Origin of the sequence: Telluribacter sp. (genome assembly GCF_035998675.1) — a bacterium.
GTDB lineage: Bacteria > Bacteroidota > Bacteroidia > Cytophagales > Spirosomataceae > Telluribacter.
This window is the reverse complement of record NZ_DASYHI010000021.1, coordinates 114,169-138,441: the sequence shown is the minus strand read 5'-3', so window position 1 is coordinate 138,441 and position 24,273 is coordinate 114,169. Positions and strand designations below refer to the sequence as shown.

21 protein-coding genes and 1 tRNA gene are annotated in these 24,273 nt (G+C 49.6%); 11 read left to right on the top strand and 11 right to left on the bottom strand.

Annotation, left to right across the window (positions count from 1 at the left end):
* Positions 1–1,218 precede the first annotated feature (1,218 nt).
* A complete protein-coding gene (locus tag VGN67_RS19420; RefSeq protein WP_327488554.1) occupies positions 1,219–1,368 on the top strand; it encodes a transposase in 150 nt (49 codons plus the stop codon).
* 50 nt (positions 1,369–1,418) lie between these two features.
* Here the strand turns inward: VGN67_RS19420 and VGN67_RS19415 are convergent.
* Positions 1,419–1,495, bottom strand: a tRNA-Asp gene (locus tag VGN67_RS19415).
* 190 nt (positions 1,496–1,685) lie between these two features.
* Here VGN67_RS19415 and VGN67_RS19410 point away from each other — a divergent pair.
* From VGN67_RS19410 to radC, 4 genes are all read left to right on the top strand, one after another.
* Positions 1,686–2,786: a Nif3-like dinuclear metal center hexameric protein gene (locus VGN67_RS19410; protein ID WP_327488553.1), complete on the top strand. Its 1,101-nt coding sequence runs from the start codon at positions 1,686–1,688 to the stop codon at positions 2,784–2,786.
* A gap of 51 nt (positions 2,787–2,837) precedes the next feature.
* Positions 2,838–3,584: a zinc ribbon domain-containing protein gene (locus VGN67_RS19405; RefSeq protein WP_327488552.1), complete on the top strand. Its 747-nt coding sequence runs from the start codon at positions 2,838–2,840 to the stop codon at positions 3,582–3,584.
* Positions 3,585–3,711: 127 nt separating this feature from the next.
* Positions 3,712–5,244, top strand: coding sequence for a tetratricopeptide repeat protein (locus tag VGN67_RS19400; RefSeq protein ID WP_327488551.1), 1,533 nt, complete (start codon positions 3,712–3,714; stop codon positions 5,242–5,244).
* A 28-nt stretch (positions 5,245–5,272) separates the two neighbouring features.
* A complete protein-coding gene (gene radC / locus VGN67_RS19395) occupies positions 5,273–5,977 on the top strand; it encodes a RadC family protein (protein WP_327488550.1) in 705 nt (234 codons plus the stop codon).
* Positions 5,978–5,980: 3 nt separating this feature from the next.
* On the opposite strand, the gene VGN67_RS19390 is transcribed toward radC, so the two are convergent.
* The 4 genes from VGN67_RS19390 to VGN67_RS19375 form a co-directional block, all read right to left on the bottom strand.
* Entirely contained in the window at positions 5,981–6,814 is an 834-nt protein-coding gene (locus VGN67_RS19390; RefSeq protein ID WP_327488549.1) for a DUF3298 and DUF4163 domain-containing protein, read from the bottom strand.
* A gap of 36 nt (positions 6,815–6,850) precedes the next feature.
* The gene (locus VGN67_RS19385; protein ID WP_327488548.1) at positions 6,851–7,588 is read right to left on the bottom strand and encodes a LytR/AlgR family response regulator transcription factor; all 738 of its coding nucleotides are present in this window, start codon (positions 7,586–7,588) and stop codon (positions 6,851–6,853) included.
* Between the two features lie 56 nt (positions 7,589–7,644).
* On the bottom strand, positions 7,645–8,739 hold the full coding sequence (locus VGN67_RS19380) for a sensor histidine kinase (RefSeq protein ID WP_327488547.1): 1,095 nt from the start codon (positions 8,737–8,739) through the stop codon (positions 7,645–7,647).
* A gap of 160 nt (positions 8,740–8,899) precedes the next feature.
* A complete protein-coding gene (locus VGN67_RS19375; RefSeq protein ID WP_327488546.1) occupies positions 8,900–9,544 on the bottom strand; it encodes a histidine phosphatase family protein in 645 nt (214 codons plus the stop codon).
* Positions 9,545–9,629: 85 nt separating this feature from the next.
* Between VGN67_RS19375 and VGN67_RS19370 the strand changes: the two genes are divergently transcribed.
* Both VGN67_RS19370 and VGN67_RS19365 read left to right on the top strand, forming a co-directional pair.
* Positions 9,630–10,058 carry a hotdog fold thioesterase gene (locus VGN67_RS19370; protein ID WP_327488545.1) on the top strand — a complete coding sequence of 143 codons (429 nt, stop codon included), beginning with the start codon at positions 9,630–9,632 and terminating at the stop codon, positions 10,056–10,058.
* 125 nt (positions 10,059–10,183) lie between these two features.
* The gene (locus tag VGN67_RS19365) at positions 10,184–11,437 is read left to right on the top strand and encodes an isochorismate synthase (protein ID WP_327488544.1); all 1,254 of its coding nucleotides are present in this window, start codon (positions 10,184–10,186) and stop codon (positions 11,435–11,437) included.
* A gap of 22 nt (positions 11,438–11,459) precedes the next feature.
* On the opposite strand, the gene VGN67_RS19360 is transcribed toward VGN67_RS19365, so the two are convergent.
* Positions 11,460–12,512, bottom strand: a complete 1,053-nt coding sequence (locus VGN67_RS19360) for a glycoside hydrolase family 5 protein (RefSeq protein WP_327488543.1) — start codon at positions 12,510–12,512, stop codon at positions 11,460–11,462.
* A gap of 177 nt (positions 12,513–12,689) precedes the next feature.
* Between VGN67_RS19360 and VGN67_RS19355 the strand changes: the two genes are divergently transcribed.
* Positions 12,690–13,112: a DoxX family protein gene (locus VGN67_RS19355; RefSeq protein ID WP_327488542.1), complete on the top strand. Its 423-nt coding sequence runs from the start codon at positions 12,690–12,692 to the stop codon at positions 13,110–13,112.
* A 224-nt stretch (positions 13,113–13,336) separates the two neighbouring features.
* Complete coding sequence (locus tag VGN67_RS19350) at positions 13,337–14,176, top strand: CvfB family protein (RefSeq protein WP_327488540.1); 840 nt, start codon at positions 13,337–13,339, stop codon at positions 14,174–14,176.
* Positions 14,177–14,319: 143 nt separating this feature from the next.
* Here VGN67_RS19350 and VGN67_RS19345 read toward each other — a convergent pair whose 3' ends face one another.
* Positions 14,320–15,591, bottom strand: a complete 1,272-nt coding sequence (locus VGN67_RS19345) for a sorbosone dehydrogenase family protein (protein ID WP_327488539.1) — start codon at positions 15,589–15,591, stop codon at positions 14,320–14,322.
* 79 nt (positions 15,592–15,670) lie between these two features.
* Positions 15,671–16,690 carry a glycoside hydrolase family 43 protein gene (locus VGN67_RS19340; protein WP_327488538.1) on the bottom strand — a complete coding sequence of 340 codons (1,020 nt, stop codon included), beginning with the start codon at positions 16,688–16,690 and terminating at the stop codon, positions 15,671–15,673.
* A 190-nt stretch (positions 16,691–16,880) separates the two neighbouring features.
* Between VGN67_RS19340 and VGN67_RS19335 the strand changes: the two genes are divergently transcribed.
* A complete protein-coding gene (locus VGN67_RS19335; protein ID WP_327488537.1) occupies positions 16,881–17,525 on the top strand; it encodes a DUF1080 domain-containing protein in 645 nt (214 codons plus the stop codon).
* Positions 17,526–17,596: 71 nt separating this feature from the next.
* On the opposite strand, the gene VGN67_RS19330 is transcribed toward VGN67_RS19335, so the two are convergent.
* From VGN67_RS19330 to VGN67_RS19320, 3 genes are all read right to left on the bottom strand, one after another.
* On the bottom strand, positions 17,597–19,438 hold the full coding sequence (locus VGN67_RS19330) for a glycoside hydrolase family 2 protein (RefSeq protein WP_327488536.1): 1,842 nt from the start codon (positions 19,436–19,438) through the stop codon (positions 17,597–17,599).
* Positions 19,439–19,626: 188 nt separating this feature from the next.
* Positions 19,627–20,196 (bottom strand): C40 family peptidase, encoded by a 570-nt coding sequence (locus VGN67_RS19325; RefSeq protein ID WP_327488535.1) that lies wholly within the window; start codon positions 20,194–20,196, stop codon positions 19,627–19,629.
* A 57-nt stretch (positions 20,197–20,253) separates the two neighbouring features.
* Complete coding sequence (locus VGN67_RS19320; protein WP_327488534.1) at positions 20,254–21,129, bottom strand: alpha/beta hydrolase; 876 nt, start codon at positions 21,127–21,129, stop codon at positions 20,254–20,256.
* 362 nt (positions 21,130–21,491) lie between these two features.
* Here VGN67_RS19320 and VGN67_RS19315 point away from each other — a divergent pair, with 362 nt between their 5' ends.
* The gene (locus VGN67_RS19315) at positions 21,492–24,227 is read left to right on the top strand and encodes a PAS domain-containing protein (RefSeq protein ID WP_327488533.1); all 2,736 of its coding nucleotides are present in this window, start codon (positions 21,492–21,494) and stop codon (positions 24,225–24,227) included.
* Positions 24,228–24,273: the final 46 nt, after the last annotated feature.

The following is a 24,273-nucleotide window of genomic DNA, read 5'->3' as shown; positions in this document are numbered from 1 at the left end:
AGGGTAAGAAATGACAGAATCGGGTAAATAGTTATCAACAGGCATCCTGAGGCAGGCTCAGCTAGCAGGTACTTCAACGGGAAACGGACTGTGGTACTTTCAGCCGGAACAGGTAAAGTTCAGCTTGAAAAGTGATTGAGCCCGGGTCAGGAATGGTAGTAATTGTTGAGCAGCGGGCGTAGCGGCCAGGCCACAGGTGTAGCGGGGGCAGCACAGAAAAGGGTAAAGCCGGGGCTTTTACCACACTGGCTGAGCGGGCAGCCGTGGCAGGGTGGATATAGTTGCGTGTCACAGTGAGGATGTTATGCAGCCAAATGTAGCATAAAAAATTATTGTGTGTATATGGTAAAATACTTTTTTAGAGGAATGGGCTTTTGACTATACGTCCAGGTCAACGGTTTTACGTATTTACTAAGCACAAACTATACCAATATTATTATAGTGTGCAATGGGTTTACTTTTGCCTTTCTCAGGGCGGTGGGAACATACCTTTCCACCGCCCTGAGAAAGGCATGATGCCACTACTGTTCAGTTCATATTCACTCCTTTTGAGAAATCCCTTCACATCCGCACCGACTTATGGCAGAATCTTATAGTGCGTGGGTTGGCTTTTGATCTGGAACATCTCCCTGATGGCCTTCGTACTACTCGTGTTACGCTCGTACAGCTCCCTTACTCGGGAGCAATCTTATGGTTTCTCTTGCTGAGTCCCTTTGGTATACTACCAGTACGTCACCTTGCCCGGGCATCCAGCTGCATGTCCAGGTTCTGCTCTTGGACGGTCGGCCGCAGCCGTTGAAAAGCGGGCGTATCCAATCTTAATCATTTTGTTTACGTAACTCAACAAGTGCGAATAAATTACACTTTGTTATTTTACATGGCAACATAAACAATGGGTAGATGCAGTACCTGTAGGAGTAGCGGTCGTTTATTAAAACGGCCAAAAAATTATAAAATAAATGGTCATATAAACCATAAGGAATATTTAGTGAAAAGGCCTTATTATTACATCGCTTTGATTATAAAATTATACTAAAGGCGTGTTGGGGAATTGAAATGAACTGAGGATCGTAGCACCTTTGTAGTGACCAAACTATAAAGAAATGACCAAACAGTTTTGTGAACTGACGGCACAGGCCGCCCTGCGATCCCCAGTGGGATGCAATTTCACCTTTTTTTGCTTTAAAACGAAAAAGACGGCTAGATCTGAGGTAAGTGATGAACGCCTTACTATACATTACCCGTACAGGCTGTCAATGGCGTAACTTGCCTTCTCAATGGCCACATTGGCAAGCAGTATATTACTATTTTGATCAGTGGAAGACCAATGGTGTATTAGAAAGAATCAAGGTTTTTGAAAACAAGTGAAAACAAAACAAAAAAGCCTGACAATCTGTTGATTATCAGGCTTTTAATTCTGGCGGTCCGGACGGGACTCGAACCCGCGACCCCATGCGTGACAGGCATGTATTCTAACCAACTGAACTACCGGACCAGAGTACTAATTGTGATTGATTTCGCCGTTGTTTCTTTGAAATCGTGGTGCAAAAGTAGGGGGCAGGATAATACCACGCAAGCCTCCACCCAAAAAAAGTTGATTAAAGTTTTGAAGCTACTGATTGTCAGTAGGCATTTTTTTTGCGCGTGGCTGTTTTGTAATTTTGGGCGGTACCAATCTCCGCCACATGACCCAACTCAAAGATGTAATTCGTCAACTTGAACGACTGGCTCCACCGGCCTACCAGGAAAGCTACGACAACGCCGGGCTGCTGGTAGGTGATCCGACTGCGCAGGTGAAGGGTGTACTATTGACCCTGGATTCAACGGAAGCTGTGGTGGACGAGGCCATCCAACGGGGCTGCAATGTAATTGTGGCGCACCATCCCATCGTGTTCAAGGGACTAAAAAAGCTGACCGGGCGTACTTATGTGGAGCGGACCGTTATTAAAGCCATTAAAAACGACGTAGCAATATACTCGGTTCATACCAATCTGGATAGTGTAGTCAATGGAGTAAACTGGGCGCTGGCCAATCGGCTGGGACTTCAGCATATCCGGATACTGGCGCCGAAGAAGCAACTACTGATGAAACTGACCTTCTTTGTGCCGGCCGACCATACGCAGCAGGTACTTGAGGCGGTATACGGCGCTGGGGCCGGTCAGATCGGCGAGTACAGCCGGTGCAGCTTCCGGACTAGTGGCACCGGTACCTTCCGGCCTTCAGAAGAAGCCAACCCTACTACCGGCGAACGGGGCAAGGATGAGGAAGTGCAGGAAAACCGCGTGGAGGTACTATTACCAGCTTACCTGGAACAGGCCGTAGTACGGGCTATGCGTCAGGCGCATCCCTACGAAGAAGTAGCCTATTACCTGAGTGCTCTGGAAAACGAAAATCAGGAGGTGGGGATCGGAGCGGTGGGAGAGCTACCCGACCCCATGACAGCTACGGACTTTCTGACCATGCTTAAGAAAAACATGCAGACACCGGTGGTCAAACATACCGAACCGGTACACGATCAGATCCGGCGGGTGGCGGTGTGCGGTGGGGTAGGCAGTTTTCTTTTGCCTGATGCGATACGGGCTGGTGCCGACGCTTTTGTAACGGCCGACTATAAGTACCACGAGTTCTTCGACGCCGAAAACCGGATTCTGATTTGCGATATCGGGCACTACGAAAGCGAAGTCAATACGAAAGAAGTACTATACAAGTATTTATCCGAAAAATTTGGTAATTTTGCACTTTGTTTATCCGAAGTAAATACAAATCCGGTCAGGTATTTTATGTAAAATTGCCGGATATTCCCAAATTGCCACTGAAACAGTCCGTAAACGACATACATGGAAAGCACAATCGCTCAAAAATTAGACTCTCTCCTGAAGCTACAGGATATTGATTCAAAGCTAGATGAAATCTTAAAAATTCGCGGTGACCTGCCCGAAGAAGTCCGGGATCTGGAAGATGAAATCATTGGTTTCGAAACCCGGATGAATAAGTTTAAAAGTGAAATAGATGCGCTGAATTCGGAAATTGATAATCTGAAAGCTTCTCAGAAAGATTCAGAAAGGTTGATTGCCAAGTACAAGGACCAGCAGATGAACGTCCGCAATAACCGGGAGTACGATGCTATCACCAAGGAGATTGAACTACAGGAGCTGGATATGCAGCTGGCCGATAAAAAGATCAACGAAGCCCGCGCGCGCATTCGTTTGATTGAGGAAGACGCCGACCGGACCAAGGCTACTCTCAACGAGCGGAATGAAGACCTGAAAGTGAAGAAGCAGGAGCTGTCGGTCATTACCGGCGAAAGTCAGGAAGAAGAAAACCAGCTCATCGCGGAGCGGGAAAAGCATATAAAGAAAATTGAAGACCGCCTGCTAAAGTCTTACGATAAAATCCGGAACAACTCCATGAACGGATTAGCCGTAGTACCCGTATCGCGCGGGGCTTGCGGGGGTTGCTTTAACATAGTACCTCCCCAACGTCAGGCTGATATTCGTGAGCACAAAAAAATTATCGTTTGTGAGCACTGCGGGCGCATATTCGCCGATGTGGAAAGTGTAGAGCCCGCCAGCAACCGCCGGTAGTCTTTACTCGTCCGTCATTTTGAAAAGGTTGCCTTCCGGGCAGCCTTTTTTACTTTTGCAAGGGGTGTATTCTTAAACTATATAGGTAGGTATGTCGTATATAAGCATGAACTATCGGTAATAATAAATGATAAAGTACCTGTGCGGCTTCTCCTTTTTTGTGCTCCTGTTCAGCCTGATGGCCGGACCGGGCGGGGCCAGTCCTGGCCGGGCCGAAGACGTGAGCTTAGAATCGGCTTTTAACTTTACACCCCGCTTGCAGCTGGCCTACTTCGAAATCCAGAAGCTACGGCTGGACGAAGCCCGCGAACTTATTGAGCAGGAACGCCGCCTTCAGCCGGGCAACGGTGTGCTGGCGTACCTCGACAATTACGCGGATATGTATTACCTGCTCATCACCGAGGACCGGAACGCTTTTAACCGGTTATCCCCTAAGGAGGACCTCCGGCTCACGGAGCTTTCCCGCCTGCCGGACAGTTCGCCGTTTCAGCGGTTGCTGATGGCCGAAGTCCGGTTGCATTGGGCGTTTGCCAAGCTCAAATTCGGAAATGAAGTTAGTGCCTGCTGGGATATTATTAGGGCCTACCGTCTGCTGGATGAAAACAGCAAAAAATTCCCCCAATTTGTACCTACCTACAAATCGCTCGGTCTCCTGCACGTACTTATTGGCTCCGTTCCGGAAAACTACACCTGGGTCACAAAAATCCTGGGGCTGAAAGGAAATGTCCGGGAAGGCTTACGAGAGCTGCAGCTGGTTCAGCAGAAAGATGCTTTTTTCCGGCAGGAAACGCATCTTATTGACTTGCTGCTACATGCCTTTACCCTGCAGTTAAGTCCCCCTCAGCTGCAGGCGCTCCGGCAACTACCTGCCCAGCACCCCGACAACCTGCTACTGCATTTTTTTGGAGCATCCGTCCTGATGAAAGAAGGCCGCAGTGAAGAAGCGCTGGCTATATTAAACAAAGCCCCGACGGGAGCCGCCTACCTCGACTTCCCGTTTCTTTCCTACATGCGGGGGGAAATTCTGTTGCAAAAAGGCGAATACAAGCAGGCCTCGGTGGCCTATACACGGTTTCAGCGCGACTTCAAAGGTTTTAATTTTTTAAAGGATAGCTATTTTAAGCTGTTTCTTTGCCAGTGGCTTTCGGGTAAAGCGGGCGATCCGGAAGGTTTTTTGGCCAAAGTAAAAAAAGCGGGAAGTACCATCGTGGAGTCGGATCAGTATGCCATGCGGTTTGCGGAAAGGTACCTGGCAGGCCAGGTACCTGATGAGCAGAAAGTGCTTTTCAAGGTACGGTATGCTACCGATGGCGGGTACCTTAAGGAAGCCTGGAAGGAGCTGGAACCCTATCGGGAAGAGGAGTTCAGCTCGGTGAGTGACCGGGCCGAATACAACTACCGCAAAGGCCGGGTTTTACAGAAAATGGGGCAGGATGAGCAGGCGGTGGCGTATTTTAACCGCTGTGTGCAGCTTACCCGGAATACAAATCTGTACTTTGGGGCTTCGTCGGCTTTGCAGCTGGGCTATATTTACCGGGAAAAGCGGCAACGCGAACAGGCGATAACTTCTTTTCGCCTGGCTATGACCTATAAAAAGCACGAGTACAAAAACAGCATTGATAATAAAGCGCGCGCGGCCCTGACCGAGTTAGGCGTTTAGTACCATCCCACCCAAATTAATGAGGATTATGGCAGAAAACAGTTACCAGCCTTCCCGCAAAATCCTGAGCTGGGCGGAGGAAGACCGGCCGCGCGAAAAGCTCCTGCAGCGGGGCAAAGCAGCCCTGACCGACGCTGAACTAGTTGCTATCCTGATTGGCTCAGGTACTGTGGAGCAGTCGGCGGTGGATGTGGCCAAAAGTATTCTGGGCTCGGCCAGTAATAACCTCAACGAACTGGCCCGGCAGGGAGTCAATGAACTGAAAAAAATCAAAGGAATCGGGGAGGCCAAGGCCATAACCATTGTAGCCGCCCTCGAGTTGGGAAGACGAAGAAAGGAGGCCGAAGTTCAGCGTCGCCGCCGGATTCAAAGCTCCCACGATGCCTACGAAGAAATGAAACCTTACCTGCTCGACAAACCCCACGAAGAGTTTTGGATTCTGCTGCTCAACCGGGCCAACGACGTCCTGCGGCCCGTTCAGATCAGTACCGGTGGGGTAGCAGGTACCGTAGCGGACCCCAAGCTGATTTTTAAACATGCGCTGGAGCAACTGGCCAGCTCCATTATTCTTTTTCACAATCACCCCTCCGGCAATCATACCCCCAGCCAGGCTGATAAAGACTTGACCCGTAAACTAAAAGAGGCCGGCCGGGTACTGGACCTGCCCGTTCTGGATCATCTGATTTTTACGGATAATGGCTACTACAGCTTTGCCGACGAAGGTCTCTTCTGACGATCAGAAAATAAGGTCCTGATGAATAATGTCCGTTAACCGGGAGTAGGGAATGATAAACTGAATGGGCCCCCGGGCATAGGCGGCAATTTCGTAAGGATTATATAAAAATAGTACCCCTTCCCGCGTAAAGGCCATATTGGCCGGCAAAAAAAACTGATTGCCCGGCAGGAAGTACCCTACTTCCTGTAAACTGGCTCTGTCAGGTACTTTTTCCAGTTCCCGGAAGGCAACTTCGGCCCTTTCCAAAAGCTGGGTCGTATCCTTTATAAAGCTAGTCAGCTGTTTTGGGCGACCGTTCTTATCAAAAATATAAAAGCCGGTGTAGGTATTAGGATGAGCGCCTCCGGTAAAGGAGTACTGGTCCAGCTGGTACACGACAATTTTGGGGGTTGTCATGACGGTATCTCCATTCAGCTCAATGGTCCAGCAACCCAAGGACTCCGGAAACTCGCTCTTAAACTGACGGTAATTCCTGGCAAATGCCTCAAATGCCTCCGGGATGTGGGTACTTGCTTTGGGGGTCGCCTGAAGGTAGGTACTGTCGGTATAAGAATTTATCAGGTGAACCATTGAACTCCTGATAAAGGTACTAACGTTCTGCCCCGTTTTTTCCGGTTCACCGTCTTCGTTTGCCCCCGGTTCCAGGTACCTGATCTGGATACTTACCCCGCCGGTGGTGTCACAGCTACCAAACTGGCTTTCCTGGTAACTGGCATTTTCAAAGTTTAAATTTCCGGCATCAGGACTCTGCACCGAATTCTCAGTATTGGTAGTCGAACAGGCTGCCAATACTATTATTAAAAGGAAAAAGAAACCGATTTCGTTGTTTTTCATTAGTAACTATTTACCTACACACCTTTTCTTACCCGTCTACAGACTCATTAGTTCTTTAAAGCGGATAGCCTGGCGGCGTGAAATCTCAATGCGATCACCACCCTGTAAAGTTACCAGCAGGCCACCACTAAACCAGGGTTCAATTTTTTCAATCCATTGCAAATTTATTATATGCTTACGGTTGGCCCGGAAATAGGTGTTCGGATCAAGGCGTTCTTCCAGACTATTCAATGATTTAAGGACCAGTGGTTTCTGGTCATCAAAGTGCAGCCGGACGTAGTTGCCCATTGACTCAAACAACCGGATTTTGCTGAGTTTTACAAACCAGCACTTTTCGCCGTCTTTTACAAATACCTGGTCATTTTCGCCCAAAACCTTATCCGTACGCTCGTGGGAGGAGGTTTCATGGGATTCGGCGGGAGCCTGGTTTTCTTCAACCCGGTTTATGGCATCGCGCAGTCGGTCGGTATCAATAGGCTTGAGCAGGTAGTCAAGGGCGTTAAATTCAAACGCTTTGATAGCGTACTCATCGTAGGCCGTCGTAAATATTACCTCGGGCGCTTTTCCTTCAATGGCAGTAAGTAGTTCAAAGCCATTTTTTCCGGGCATTTGAATATCCAGGAACAAGAGTTCGGGCTGCAGCTCATCAATAAGTACCAGGGCTTCGTCGGCGTTGGATGCTTCCCCTACAATTTCAATTTTGGAATAATTTTCCAGTAAACGTTTTAATTCATTACGGGCTAGGCGTTCGTCGTCAACGATAAGCGTTCTCATGGCAGGTACGATTTAGTTCTAATTTATGTTTGGGACAGGTGATTGTTAGTGGTTGTCTACTGTTCCTGCGGGGTCACGGCTTTTTCGTCCGAATAGCGCTGCAGGCCATCCGACAGCATGGGTATTATTACTTCCGCGCACACCTTATTTTCAGCTTCCTGCACCAGCCGGAACCGGGCATCTTTTCCGTATAATATGGACAGCCTTTCCGCCGTATTCTGCAAGCCCACGCCCCCCGAATCGGTATTACCCAGGGGATCAATCGCCCCGATGGTACCGGTATTCCTGATTTTGATAACGAGGGTATTGTTTTCAATGGTAGTCACTACTTCCAGAAAACCGCCCCCCATTACCTTGGATACCCCGTGTTTGATGCCATTTTCGACCAGCGTTTGCAGCATCATGGGAGGTACTTGCCAGAACACACTCTGCGGCTCGGCCTGGATGCTGTACTGGAGGCGTTCCTCGTAGCGTACCTTTTCCAGTTCCAGGTAATCTTCAACGGTCTTCAGCTCTTCGCGCAGCTCTACGGTTTTGCGGCGGTCAGCCAGCAGCGAATTTCGTAAAATATTGGATAACTGCGTAATACTGTGCTGGGCCTTGGCCGGATTTTCTGAAACCAACGCCCGGATACTGTTCAGCGCGTTGAAGGTAAAGTGCGGATTCAACTGCGAACGAAGTACCTTGGCTTCGGCTTCGCGCATGGATGTTTTCAGCATGATTTTCTCGAGTTCAGCCAGGCGGTTCTGCTCCACGTAGTGGTAAACGGTGTAGGACAGGATCCAGGCCAGCAGGTTTTTACACCAGGTCGAGAAGTACCCCCAGAACACAAACGGCTGGTTAACCAGGTTTTCGGCCAGGATTTCCCGGTCCAGCGGCAGGTTTACCGCCGTCATGATCAGCCCCAGTACCAGTACCGAAAGACCCACCCGAAACACCAGCTTGTGCATAGGCAGGGCCGACCAGTTCCAGCGCCGGATCACCAGCCGGTAGCTGTGGGTCAGGGTAATACCCAACAGTATATTGGCAATACCCGAATATAAAGTATCTTCCTCAAATCCATAACTCAGCGAGTACAGGATATTCTCATACATAATGAGGGCTGTCCAGCCGGCTATTTGAAGCGTCCAGTATATGCGGGTTTTGGACATGGATGTAGCCAATGGTAGTTGCAGTAGGAATGCAGGGAAATTGCTGAAAAAATCAGAATGCCCGTTTTTAAAATTAAATAAATTTTACTCAATGTAAAAACTTACCGCCACACCGGAGGGAGTAATTACACCAAAGGGATTCACTGTACACAAGCGGTTTCTAGAAGTTTTGGGGGATCTCAATCGTGAGCAGATGGGTAATATCATTCGAGACTTCCAGGGAAAAACGTTTATCCTTGTACGAATAATTCAGCTTGTAGAGGCACAGGTTGCTGTGCTCGTAGCGGTCCATCTCGCTCAGTGATTCACTGAACAGGGTAGCCAGTAAGATACGAATGGCCCGGCCGTGCATGGCAATCAGGATGGTGCGTTCCTGGGGGCGCGAAAGAATCAGATCAATTACCGGTAGCTGCCGTTTCTGCACCTGAACCGGGCTCTCACCGTCTTCGGAAGCAAGGTCGAACTGGCCGTTTCGCCACGAAAGTACCAGGTTGCGGTAGTAGTCATTATCCATGGTGTTGGGGGTGCGGCCTTCGCGGTTACCCCAGCTGATTTCGTTAAGGCCGGCGTGGGCCTCGTACGGAATTCCCATGTCAATAAAACCCTGCACCGACTGCTTGGTACGTTTGAGCGCCGAGGTATAAATTTTATCAAAAGGAACGTGCTGATAGGTGTCAAAAAATGCCTGCGCCTGGGCAAGGCCCCAGCTGTTCAGGTCGGCATCTATCAGGCAACCCTGTACTACACCATTGCGGTTGTAGTCGGTCTCTCCGTGACGAATCAGGTATATGGATTTATTTTTCAAAATTTTGTATTTTTAATAGGGAGGGTTTGTGTAAATGCCGATTATTTGCTTACTTGGCGAATACAAATTTAGATAATTTTTAGAAATGTTTACTACTTCTGTATCAATAGATTTCCTGCACTCCCTTGATAAAAAAACTATCGCGGGTCATTTGGGTATAGAATATACGGAGGTAGGCGACGACTATATCGTGGCCCGGATGCCCGTAGATCATCGGACCCACCAGCCCTTTGGTATTCTTCACGGTGGGGCTTCGGTGGTACTGGCGGAGTCGCTGGGAAGTGTGGCTTCGTACCTCTGCCTGAAGGATCGGGAGAACCAGCGGGCCGTTGGGCTGGAAATCAATGCCAACCATATCCGGCCGGTAAGTTCGGGCTATGTGTACGGGAAAGTAACCCCTATTCACGTGGGACGAACCACGCATTTGTGGGAAATCCGGATTACCAACGAGGAAGGGAAGCTGGTTTGTATCAGCCGTCTTACCATTGCGGTAGTGGAGGCAAATCGTGCCTGAAATGAAACAAAAAGTGCTTCACAGAATGTTACATATTCGGGCATAGAAGCGGGGAAAGTAGCTGAATGGATTAGCCAGTAGAGTTGCCGGTGCATTGCCCTCCCAACCAATTGAACAAAGTACGAATGATTGATAGCCAACCTGCGGATTGTAGTATAACCAGCCTGGGCTACCAGGCCGAAGTGCTTTGGGAAGCGGCCCGGAGTCTGGGCTTTCCGGCGGCTTTGTGGCGCCTGCCCAACCAGGAAAAAATTCGGTTACTGATTTCCGTATCGGAGGGGGTTAACCATCGCCAACCGGACCTGGATACGCTGCCTTCCGGCTTCATGGTGAGTCCGTTTGCAACCAACGCCAGGAATGAAGTATTTTTTATTGAAGGCGATATTCAGTTCCTGCTCCTGCCCGAGGGACCTGTACAGGTAGCAGAAAACCGATTGGGAGAAGAGCATCCATCGGTAAAAAAGTTTTACAACGCCGCCGAGACCGCCCGAAGGCAAAAAACAGCCGATGCCACCGCCCAAAGTACCTGGCTGCACCCCGTTCCAACCAATAAGGACATTCAGAAAGAATCTTTCCAGGGGGCCGTTGTGCAGGCGGTTGAAGCTATCCGGCAAAAGCAGTTCGACAAGGTAGTACTTTCCCGAACCCGGGTGCTGACCTACACCGACGATTTTCGTCCGGTCAAAGCCTTTACCAGGCTCACTAGTACCTATCCGGCCGCGTTTGTATCGCTGGTGTACCTGCCAGAGCAGCAGGAAGTGTGGCTGGGAGCCAGTCCGGAAACGCTGGTATCGCAGGATGCCGGGGGACTATTTCGAACTGCCTCCCTGGCCGGAACCCAGGTAGCCCGAACCGAGGCCGGTACCCTGCTGCCCAAAGGGGAAGTGCGTTGGGGACAAAAGGAAATTGAAGAGCAGGCCCTGGTAAGCCGGTACATCGTAGAATGCTTTAAAAAAATCAGATTGCGGGAGTACCTAGAAAAAGGCCCCAAAACCGTACTGGCCGGTAACCTGTACCACCTCCGTACCGATTTTGAAGTTGACACGGGAGTCGTAAACTTTCCCGAACTAGGTACTACCATGCTCCGGCTGCTGCACCCCACTTCGGCCGTGTGTGGAATGCCCAAAGAACCGGCCCTCCGTTTTCTCACTGCTAAGGAAGGGTACGACCGGAGCTTGTACAGCGGGTACCTGGGGCCGGTCAATGTTGAGGGGGAGTCACACCTGTTTGTGAACCTGCGTACTATGCGGCTGGCCGGTGGCGTAGCGACGGTCTTTGCCGGTGCCGGTATTACCGAAGACTCTGAGCCGCAGCGGGAATGGGAAGAAACCGAGCTAAAATGCCAGACCCTTTTGAGGGTACTTGCTCCCGAATCCTGAACTACCCGCAGGGTAAACGTATTTAGTACCTCCGGAGGAGTTCCAGCATTTTGCGGTCCAGTTTAAAGCCTTCAAAGTCCTCGTAGGCTACATCAGTACGTCCGCTGTTTACAAAGCCAAAGGCACCTTCGAGGTTCCAGATGGCCCAGCCCCAGCCCGCTTCCTTCCATAGTTGCAGGTTGTCTTCCATCCAGCGCAGGGCTACCTCGTGCGGGGTTTTGTTGTAAGCGCCCCATTCGCCCACGTGTATACCTACCCCTTTGGCTTCCAGTTCTTTCCAGGGCTTGATGTAACGTTCCCGCAGCAGGTCCTTATTCCAGGTGGTTTCGCCGAGCTGCGTCGGCCACTGCGGGGTGGGGTACTTGTCACTGCCGTTGACCCAGTTGGCGTGGTAGTGGCTTACCTGCATGGGATTATAGCCGCGGGTACTTTGGCCCACGTTCAGGTCGGCGATGCTATGCACCGGACCGGTACCCCAGCGAATACCGTCGGCTATGATCAGGCGGTCGGGCGATATTTCCCGGATTCCTTTTACCAATATACGTACTACCTGGGCGTAATCTTCCTCGGGAATATTAGGCGGCTCATTGATCAGGTCAAAGCTGACATCGTTATTGGACAACGATTTGTACCGGCGGGCCAGGGTCTGCCAATGGTGGACAGCCGCTTTCTGGGCGGTTTCGTCTTTCCATAAATTGAGCGGCTCCGCGGGCGGGTTGACACAGTAACCGGGAATGCGGTGCAGGTTCAGATTAACGTGGACGTTGTACTTCTGTCCCCACTCCACCGCCTGGTCTATTTCCCGCAGTACCTTTTCGTCCATCTCCAACCACACCGCCGGGTCAGGCTTTGACCAGCACTGGTACGACATCGGCAGGCGCACGAAATTGAAGCCCCAGTCGTTTAGCCAGCGGAAATGACGTTCCTGAAATGGACGGTTCTGGTTGTGGTTGAATTTCTCCAGCAGATTTACCCCCCGCCACAGGGGCAATCCGGAGGGTTTGGGTTGGGTCCTGGCCCAGGCCGACTGGCTGGCCAAAGCGGATGTAAGTACTAAAAACTGACGACGGTTCATGCCGGGGATTTATTAATGTAAAGTAAATAGTACTTTGGATTTACTTTTTCAGGAAAAGACCAACAATCCAAAACCAAACGGGAAAGACTGAAGTACTTAGAGTAGTGAACGGATTGATGTGTACAATCGAACGAATATTCAGCAGTAGTTTTTACACTCTTAAACCCAACAAAACTCATGAAAAGACTATTTTCAACTAATTTCAGTAACGAAGCGGTACATGTGTGGCTGGCCTTTATGCGAATTGGCGTGGCGGCGCTGATGTGGACACACGGGATACCCAAATTACTGAGACTGATTGAAGGTGAAACGCAATTCGGAGATCCGCTTGGTATAGGTTCAACTCCTTCTTTTATCCTGGTCACATTTTCCGAAGCCATCTGTTCATTGCTGATTTTTTTGGGATTAGGTACCCGTCTGGCCTCCATTCCGCTCATTATCAGTTGTTCAGTAGCTGCTTTTGTTGCCCATCGCGACGACCCTTTCGGCCGCAAGGAGCTGCTTCTGCTGTACATTCTTATTTATTTAACCCTTTTAATTCTGGGAGGTGGTAAGTATTCGGTGGACTCGCTCATTAACCCACCCCGCCGGCGAAGATAGTACCCCGAATGAGACCTGCCAGTAGCCTGGCACTCACGGTAGGTTTACTTTCACAATTGAGCGAAGTTTCATAATCTCCATATTTTTAAGGAGAGGTTTGTACTTTTGCCCGGGGTTCTGTTAAAATCTTTCTTTCCCCCGTAGAAAAAACAATCAGCCTGGTCAGGGTAGGTGACTCAATGAAGTACCCGGCCGGGTATTTCCCTGCAAATAACTTAGGCAACATGCTTTTCATAGGAAAATACAATACCCTGACCATTCTGCGCCGGACGAGTGTCGGCTTTTTTCTGGGCGATGTGGAGGGGGAGGAGGTACTGCTCCCAAACAAGTACATCACCGACGATATGGAGGTAGACCAGGAGGTGAGGGTATTCGTCTACAACGATTCAGAAGACCGCCCGGTAGCTACCACCGAAACCCCCAAACTAATTCGGAATGAGTTTGCTTTTCTTCAGGTAAAGGATGTGAATGAATACGGAGCCTTTATGGACTGGGGGCTCGAAAAAGACCTGTTTGTGCCTTACCGCGAACAGAGTGGTCAGATGCGGGTAGGTGACTGGCACCTGGTGTACCTGTACCTCGACCGCAAAACTTCCCGCCTTTCCGCTTCCACCAAAATCGGCCGGTACCTGGACAATAGTCGCCTGATTGTAGACGAAGGCGATGAGGTAGATGTTATTATCTGGGATAGAACGGACCTGGGGTACAACGTTATCGTGAATCACTTTCACAAGGGGCTTATTTACGAAAATGAGCTGTTCCGGCAGGTGAATATCGGGGACAAAATGAAGGCTTATGTGAAGCGGGTCCGGGACGAAAATAAGCTCGATATCAGCCTCGAAAAACAGGGATACGAGAGCGTAGAGCCCAATTCGCAGCGCATTCTGGACGAACTCAAGAAGGAGGGTGGCTACCTGAACCTGTCAGATAACAGCTCACCGGAGGAAATTAAACAGCGGCTTGAAATGAGTAAAAAAACCTTTAAGAAAGCCATCGGTAGTCTATACAAAAGTGGCCTGATCCAGATACAAGAGCACGGCATTCGCCTGATTTCGGAGGATTGATAATTTCGGTATTTTCCCAAATGCTGGGTAATCATGATTATAACACCATATAAAAATGAGAGACGCAATACCTGCGTCTCTCATTTTTGTTTGCAAGACCCGCCAGGAAAGGCAGATCTATTTTAAGGCTTAGGTACTTAATTTCATTGAGTACTAACGCGCCACAGGGTGTTGCCGGCATCGTCATTGACCAGCAGCGAGCCATCCGGTAAAACCGTCACCCCGACGGGACGTCCGTACACTTCGGGCTCCTGCTTGTTAGCTATAAAACCCGTCAGAAAATCCTCAGGTTTACTTGAAGGTTTTCCGTTGCTGAAGGGAACAAATACTACCTTATACCCAACGGGAGTGGAGCTGTTCCAGGAACCATGCTGGCCAACAAAGGCGCCATTGCGGTACCTGGACGGAAAACTCTCCTTATCGTAGAAGGTTAGTCCCAGCGAAGCTGTGTGCGAACCCAGCGGTACCTCCGGTACTATGGCTTTCTGCACCAGGTCAGGGCGCTCGTCTTTTCGGCGGGGGTCCACGATTTGTCCAAAATAGGAGTAGGGCCAGCCGTAAAAGCCACCTTCCTTAACGCTCGTCAGGTAGTCAGGTACCAGGTTGTCGCCCAGTTTGTCGCGTTCGTTGACCGATGTCCAGAGTACATTGCTGCCGGGTGCCCAGTCCATCCCAACCGGATTGCGCAGGCCACTGGCGTAAATCTTTTCCCCACTGCCGTCCGGGTTAATCTGCAGGATATTCGCCCGACGTTTTTCTTCGTCCATGCCGTATTCCCCCACGTTGCTGGCTGAACCCACCGAAACATAAATTTTACTGCCGTCGGGGCTGGCCAGGAGGTTGCGGGTCCAGTGGTGGTTGTAGCCCCCGGCTGGCAGCTCCAGTATTTTTTCACCCTTACTTTCCAGCTTGGTCTGCCCCGGCTTGTAGGGGTAGCGCATCAGCCCATCGGTATTGGCCACGTAGAAAAAATTATTTAACACCAGCATACCGAAAGGCTGATTCAAGTCTTCCATAAACACATGCCGCTGGTCGGGCTTACCGTCGTTGTTCGGGTCGCGAAAGAGCGTAATCCGGTTGGCACTTTTTCCTTTGTCGTCGGATTCAACGACAAATACATCGCCGTTGGGCGCTACGTAGGACCAGCGCGGGTGCTTGAGGTCACCGGCGTATTTGGTAACTACGAAACCCGCCGGAGCCGTGGGTTTCTGGCCCTCAGACCAGCCTTTTACATCCGGATTGTTTTTTACGGATTCGGTCGCGTAGGGGGCAGGTAAGGTCAGGGTGTCAACGGCCGTTTGGACTACGGTTGGGCCAGCGGCGGCGGCTTCTTCCTTCTTTTCCTCCTTATTATTACAGGCGAGGAGCGTAAGGCTTACCCAAAAGCAGCAAACCAGTGCGGGTGTACATTTCATGTCTATGTGGATTTTAATCATTGATTGATAACTAATGATTAACCACATGTTCCGGCTATTGTTTGCCCGGCCCTAAACCCTATTTCAGGGGCTGTCGGGCTACTCCCTCGTTGGTTATCCTGACCGGATTTATCAAACCTTCCGCGTTAAAGGTCATTTCGTCCATACAGGTTACCCGGTGGTTGGCGTCGGTTTCGGTCAGGGGCCTCCGGTGGTACACAACGTACCAGAGGTCTTTTTCGGGTACATGAATGACCGAATGGTGCCCGGCTCCGGTCGCGATGCCTGGGTCCTGCTGGAGTATTTTGCCAATGCGCTGGAAGGGGCCAAAAGGCGAGTCGGCTATGGCGTAGGCAACCGAATAGTTGGGGCCGGTCCAGCCACCTTCCGACCACATAAAATAGTACTTGCCGTTCCGACGGAACATAAACGGTCCTTCTACGTAGCCTTCCGGGGTGATTTCTTTGAAGGTAGTACCGTCATCAAAGGGTACAAAGCCGGTAAAGTCATTATTCAACTTCGCTATGTTGCAATGCCGCCAGCCGCCGTACAGCATATAATACTGCCCATCCTGGTCTTTGAACACAAACTGATCTATGGGCTGGGCACCGTTATGGAATTTGTCAATCAGAGGCTTTCCAAGATGGTCTTTGAATGGTCCCGCGGGTTGGTCGGCCACCGCTACCCCAATGCCACCCCGCTCTTCGTTACTCTGAATATCATTGGCTCCAAAAAACAGATAGTACCTGTTCCCTTTTTCGATAATTGCCGGGGCCCACATAGCCCGCTTGGCCCATTTTATTTGGGTAGTATCAATAATCCGGCTGTGCTTGGTCCAGGTAATAAGGTCGGGGGAGGAAAAGGCATCCATGAATACCTGCTCCTTGTAGGGGGCCGAATAGGTAGGATAAATCCAGTACGTATTGTTAAAGATAATTCCCTCGGGGTCAGCGTACCAGCCCGGAAAAATGGGGTTGCCCGCCGTAGGTACGCCCTCAGCTTTTTTGGACGGGGGAGTTTTCTGGGATTGAGCCAATGCCGCTGACAGGGGTACTGCGAGGATAAGGGAAAGGAGGTTACCGATAAGTATCTTTTTCATTGGATAATTGGGAACAGTAGCTTTAACTTATTTTTTGTTTTATATGAATAATAGGTAGTCAAACTGAAAAGACAGGCGTTGAATCGGCTGAGGTTTTTCCCGGCCCTGGTTCCCCGGATTGTTTTGTTTGAATCATTACCTAAAAAGAGTACTTAACCAAATAGCTACTAACCCCAATTCCTACATGCTCATGAAAAGGACCTTGTACCAAAGTGTATTGTTGCTGTTACTGACAACCTGCGTGACATTCGCGCAAAAAAAGCAAAAAGACGGATGGATCCCACTTTTTGACGGAAAATCCCTGAATGGATGGAAAGTAGGGGCCAATGAAAGTACCTTCAGTGTGAAAGACGGGACCATAATGGTGGCCGGACCCCGGGCTCACCTGTTTTATGAGGGGCCGGTAAATAACCACTCCTTCAAAAATTTTGAGTTTAAAGCTCAGGTAATGACTACCCCCGGCTCCAATTCCGGAATTTACTTTCATACCGACTACCAGGAGGACGGCTGGCCCGCCAAAGGGTACGAAGTACAGGTGAATAACTCCCACACCGACTGGCGCCGTACGGGTTCTCTGTACGCTTTTGATGATGTAAAGGAAGTTCACGTAAAGGACAATGAATGGTACACCGAGCATATAATAGTGCAGGGTAACAAGGTAACCATCAAAATCAATGACAAAACAGTAGTGGAATATACCGAACCTGTGGGCGTAGAGCGCAACAAAGGCAACGAGAAAAGGCTCATTGACAAAGGTACCTTTGCCCTGCAGGGTCACGACCCCAAGAGTGTAGTATATTTTAAGGATATTATGGTAAGGCCCCTGCCTGAGTAGCGGAAGGAAGGTCTTGAACAGGAAAGCCCCGGATGGTCCGGGGCTTTCCTGTTTATTAGGAGTACCAGATGTTACTGGTCCGGTTTGGGCGAAGCCAGAATACCAGCCGGTACAAACAGCTCACCCGTCTGAATATCCAGTAAGCCGTTTCGCTCATCCTCGATATTGGTAGCCTGGGTATAAATATCACCCGCGATGGCACGTTTTCGTAATTCCAGCTTAAACTGACGAATGCGCTCGGCGCGGTCTTCCAGGTCGTTCGGGCCACCGTAGTCGGCAAAGCCAAAGCCCCCCCACTCACTTACAATGAGGGGAATTTGTTTACGGTAAAAAAATGGATCTCCTACAACCAGCGGAAAGGCCGCTACACCCTCGGTTTCTCCGTTCACGAGCATGTCAAGTACCACCCGCCAGCGTTCCAGGTCGGGCGTGTAGAGGTGGGCCGTGAGCAGGTCCGACTTCAGGCGCCCCAGGTAAGAAATATGCTGCCAGCCGTCGTTGTCCACGACCAGAAACTGCGGGTAGGCTATGTGCATGTAGTGGTACATGTCAATGATGTACTTCCGGGTTTCAGGGTTGGTTGCAATATCCTGAGCGCCCCAGTCTTCGTTATAAAGGCTCCAGATAACCACCGAAGGGTTGGTTTCAAGCAGGGCCAGCATCCGCAACAGCTCTGCCCGGTGGTTTTCGCGGCTCAGGCGCGTACTACTGTGCGGGCTGGGTACTTCAACCCACAATAACAGCCCTAACTCGTCGGCGAGGCTGTATATACGGGGGTCAACGCCGGCAATATGTACCCGCACCAGATTACAACCCAGCTCTTTCATGGCGTGCATGTGCAGCTTCATTTCTTCGAAGTTGGCAGTACCGGGCTGGTACAGGATACCGTCCAGATAGATAGCCTGGTTGTTAAGGTATACGTAGCGGCCCCGGGCTTCAATTTTTCGCAGACCAAAATGCGCCTCAATCTCTGCTTCGTAACCATCAACGTCAATGAGCTGAGCCACCAGTCGGTACAGTACCGGATTTTCGGGACTCCAAAGCTGCGCCTCGGGTACCTCAAGTACCACCCGCTGCTGTTTTTGTCCGGCTTCCAGTTTGAGGGGATAATCCGAAGTCGCAATGGGTTTGTCACTAGCCTGGTTTTGTTCATATACATTCAGGCGGAGTGTGTACTGGCCCGGATCATGAATACGGGTTGTAAGGTTGAAACGGACCAGGGAGTCTTCTACGTGACTTACCACCCCGACGCGGGAGCGAAGCCGGTTGCGTTCTACCGCCTCAAGCCATACGCTCCGTACCGCTCCGGTGTAGGTCTGGTACCAGATCCCCCCCCTTTTATAAACGTGAGACTCCTGTTTGCCGCGGGGTATCTCCGAGTCCATGGAGTCGGCGATGCGCACCGTCAGTCTATTGACGGGCTGAAGATACTCTTCGCTAAGTTCGTAGGAAAAAGAGGTGTATTCGCCATAGTGTACTACCTCGCCCTCGATGGTACTAAGGGGACGGCCGTTAAGCCAGACCCGGGTTTCGTAGCCACAAGCCCCGAAAGTAAGCTGAAACATGGAGTGGGAAAGACTTTTGTCGCGCTTGGGGAGGGGAAATTCCCGCTCGTACCACACCACTACCTTATCATGCCAGGTGGGGCTGTCGCGGTGAATACCCTTGGCCAGAGCCAGGTGCTCCTCCACCGAACCCGGCCATTGGGCCGTATGGTCGAACTTGTGTCCCAGATGCCACCCCTCGTTTAGTCCGTGGTCTTCGGCGTCCATCGAAAACCGCCATTCGCCATCCAGCATGAGAAAGGTGTTGGGGCGTAGAACAGCTCTTGGTAACGGATTTATGAATTTTTCAGCGACTTGTGCTTCCTCAATTATTTCGGTTATGCTAAAATTTGGGTGCAGCGAATCCATACAAAGTAGTTTAGTGAAAGCAATTCCTACATCATTACCTAAAACCATTCTTTCTAATACCAACTACGGATTACTACTCCTATTTGTTTTATTTATTTGGTTTTGTTTATTAAGCGCGAAAATATAAAAAAAGTACCTCCCCGGCTATGCTGCCGGGGAGGTACTTAAAACAAGAATAGATTTTAAATCTAGATGAGCCGGATCACTTTTACAAAGCGTCCCTCGTAGTAGCCAGCCAGCGGATTGATGGTTACGCCGTACTGCTTTCCTGACGAAGAATGAATAAATTCCAATCCTTCGGCGTTGTTTTTAACCACTATACCAATATGACCTACCGTACGGTTGGTGGAGTCGGTGCCCGTAAACAGGATAAGGTCACCGGGGGTGGCGTCGGCCACAGTGACCTGGGTGCCTACATTTGTAAAATCGGCGGAAGACCGGGGTACATTTATGCCAAAATGATTGTATACATAGTTAATAAACCCGGAGCAGTCGAAACCAGCGTTGGGATCGGTTGAACCGTATAAGTAAGGTACGCCGTAGAATAACTTGGCATATTTGACCAGTTCTGCCCGACTGGTAGTACCCCTGCGGTACTTATCCTTTTTCGAAACAGGAACGACCGATGCGGTAGTTGTTTCTTCGGTGTAAGAAGCCTGACTTACTACACTATTTTCTTCTTCGTTCCGGGTGTCGGTGGTTGGCTGATTGCATCCGGCCAACACGCCCATCGCTATGATCAATATTGTATATTTCATGCTTTTTGGGTTTAGACCTGGCCCCAAAGGCAGTCGGCAGTTTTTGGCAAAACCTTTTTACCGATGAAAACTCTGACTGATAAACTCCAGCGCGTCGGGTAGGCCCGTACGCCAGTATTCCCAGGTATGTCCTCCATTTCTAACCCTATATTCGTGCGGAACGTTCCGATCTCTCATTAAAATGTGCAACGTTGAATTGCCTTTGTACAAGAAATCGTCGTCTCCGCAGTCCAGATAAAAGCGTACATCTTTCTTTCGTTCGTCGGGCAACTGCTGCATCAGGTACAGAATACTGTTCTTATTCCAGTACTCTGAAATACGGTTTTCCCCTTCTTTTACTTCACCAAGAGCGGTACGGTACCGCCGCAAAAATTCCTGATGCGACAATGCGTTGATTTCTTCGTCGCTCCGAACGGCCGCACTCATAGCCGCGCAGGCCGCAAACATGTCGGGGTGGTGCAGCGAGTACAGCAGGGAGCCAAAGCCCCCCATTGAAAGCCCGGCTACCGCCCGGTATTCCTTTTTGGTATGGCAACGATAATTCTTTTCAATGTGCGGAATAAGTTCTTTGATGAAAAAATCCTCAAACTGGTACTTACCCTCGCGGTTATTGAGGTAGTAAGTCATTTCAGCATCGGGCATCACCACAATCATCGGCGCTATGGTACCTTCCCGAATCCCTTTATCTACGATCCGCTGCATTTCCCCGAACTGCAGCCATCCCGTTTGGTCGTCGCCCCCGCCGTGGAGCAGGTACACGACCGGATAACGGCGGCTGGAAGTTTCGTAGCCCGCCGGCAGGTACAGCGCGAACTTCTTTTCTTTGTTGAGAATGGTACTTTTAAGGCCCAAATTATCAAACACAGTACTTTGCTGGGCCAGCAACTGAAATGGAAAGAGTACCCAAAGCAGAAAAAACAGAGATTTGTTCATAATCAGAAAGCAGAATAGTAATTTAAAAGGAGTTGGTAAGAAGGTAGTACTTTCAAATTTGGGAAAAAATCAAAAAAAAAGAATAAGTTTAATGTTTCATTGGTCATAAATTGCATTTTGCCCGGTGTGCTGGCGTGTTTGATGAGATGTTTTTTTAAATAACTTAAGAAATATAGGTGGAAGTTATACCTAACAAAAGTAGCTTTACAGAAGTAAGGCTTTTCATACAGAAACGTCGGCCAACTGGATGGATTAGTTTGGACGTAGGGGCGCTGATAAAAGTTTACTTCAAAAATTTTGCAGGAATTAACCGAAGGTTTGAAGGTGGTATTTGTGTCCCGGAATTTTAATTAATTCAAGGTATGGTTGGTGGAACTTCTGATATCCAGTGTTATAGCTTGTTCAGGCAGGTACCTTCTGCAATCGCAGTATTCAGGGGACCTGATCACCATATTGAATTTTGCAACGATAAGTACCAGCAACTTTTTGGTGTAAGTCCGGAAAAGCACCCCTTACAAGCTTTCACCGAAGTACCGTCAGCAAATCCCAATTTCAGAGCTGACCTAAACCAGGTACTACAGACTGGCCAGCCACGTATAGTTAATCAGTACCTGTATACGACCCTACGGCAGGGGAAACCGGAGGAGCAATGTTTTCAGCTGACCTACCAGCCCATACTGGATGAGGAAGGTGTTGTAGAAGGCGTAATGCTCATGGCGACTGACGTAACCGAGCAGGAAACAGCCCGGAGAAAAGCGGAACTTGTAAAAAAGCCTCACCGCAACATTCAACCCGTTGTCTGGCAGGAACCTCAGCTACCAGCCGCTCCCCCCAATTTCATTGTATATCGGGTAGTTCGGGACGTTACCGGGCAGGCCGTTGACTTTGAACCTGTCCTGGAAAGGCAGGAAGTACTACACCCTGGCTCCGGAGCGGACGAAAAAGATGCCATAAATGCCTGGCTGCCACTGGCGAAAGCTGACTCCCTAACCCAACTTTATAGGAAAGTAGTAGAAACGGGTGAGGAATACCAGGGGGAAATGGTACTGCCGGAGAGAAGAGGACTACACAAAGTCACCATAGCCCGGCGTGACCAGGATACCCTGGTTACGACCATCACAGAGGTGGAGTGGCAGGAACAGAAAGATACTACTACCCCCGATACCGCCAAAACTACTGAAATACCCGCTAGGGAGTTCGAAGCCTCCCTGAGTGGTATTATGATTTGTGAAACCGTACCTGGTGAACAGGGGGAAATTGTAGATTTCAGGATTACCCTCGTCAATCAGGAAGCCTCCCAGATCAATGGTTACGCCAATGATGAAATGGTGGGAGAAACGCTGCTGGGCCTCTTCCCTGGTTTGAAAAAAGTAGTGATTCCTACCGTAGGTACTACTATTTTTTCAGCCTACTGTCAGGTAGTGAAGACAGGCTTACCCCTTCAGTACGAAATCTTTTACGACCTCGACCGGTTCGAACAGGGTAGTTGGTTCCAGATATACGTCAGCCGTCTCAATGATGGCATAGTACTCTTTATAACGGATAGTACCGAGAGTAAAAAAGCCCTGATTGAGGTGTGGCAGCAGGCCAGTTTCATCCAAAACATGCTGGATGTGGTACCTTCGGGAGTTGCCCATTTACTACCTGTTAATAATTCGGATGGTACTCTTTCTGATTTTGTGGTAAAGGTTGTCAATAAAGCCTCCAAAACCCAGATTGGTATCGTGGCCAAAATGGCAACTGGAAAATTATTGAGTGAGCTGCTGCCTGGTTATAGAAACACAGAACTGTTTGCCGCTTTTCATAAGGTACTTACCACCGAACCCTACCTGCAAGGGGAGTTTTCCTATACTTACAAAGGGAAAAACAGGGCCTGGATTCGCCTGGTGGCTTCCCGGCATGGCGAAGGACTGGTAGTTTCGTTTGATAATTTTACCAAAGCCAAGCGAAACGAGCAGGCATTAAAAGACTCCGAGGAGCGTCTGCAGAAAATAATTGATACTGTCCAGATTTCCGTTGGTCTGCTGGGTCCGGTATATGACGAAGGCGAACAAATCATTGATTTCAGCTTTCATACCGCAAACCAGGCCTACGCCCAGGCCATTGGTCAACAAAGAAGCGAAATTATAGGGACCAGGTTAAGCCAATGGATTCCCGGGTACCAGACCAACGGCCTGTTTGACACCTATCGGAAGGTATTCGAATCGGGGGAAGGCTGCCAGTTTGATTTTCATTATAATAACGATGGCTTTGACGACTGGGTTGATGTTAAAGTGACCAAAATTAATGAGTTTCTGCTGATTACGGGCAGTAACTATACCCGCCTCAAGCAGGTACAGCTACAAGCTGAAGCCCTGGTGGAGGATCTGCGCAAATCCAATGCTAACCTGGAAAAGTTTGCCTATGTGGCTTCCCATGATCTCCAGGAGCCCTTACGCAAGATTCAGGCTTTTGGTGATATTTTGGTTAAAAAGCACGCTGCCCAACTCGATGAAAGTGGGGCCGATATTATTTTAAGAATGCAAAAGTCGGCCGGACGCATGCAGACGCTGATCCGCGATTTACTGGCTTATTCCAGAATCTCTTCCAAAAAACCCAAAAGTCAGGAAGTGGATCTGGCCCGTCTGCTTTCCGAGATTACAACCGACATGGAAACGGCAATTCAGGAGAAAAAGGCGCAGATCACTTTTGAAAATCTTCCGGTAATTACCGGTGAGCTCACCCAGTTGAGACAGCTTTTCCAGAATTTATTGAGTAACTCGCTTAAATTCTCGCATAAAACCCGACCGCTGCTAATCACAATTAACGGCCAGATTATGCAGGGAAACCAACTCAGAGAGCTGGTCGCTGTCAGCGATTACCACAAGCTATTTGCCTGCGTTGAGGTAAAGGATAATGGCATTGGTTTTGACCCCAGGTACACCGAGCGGATCTTCCAGGTTTTCCAGCGCCTGCACGGTCGGTCCGAGTACCAGGGTACCGGTGTCGGTCTGGCCATTGTACAGAAGGTGGTGGAAAACCACCAAGGTTACCTTGCGGCCGAAGGAAAGCCCAATGAGGGAGCCACCTTCCGGATCGTACTTCCCATAGAAAATTAAGGGAACAAGTACATTTTTGACCGGACCGATAAGTATACGAGCTGCC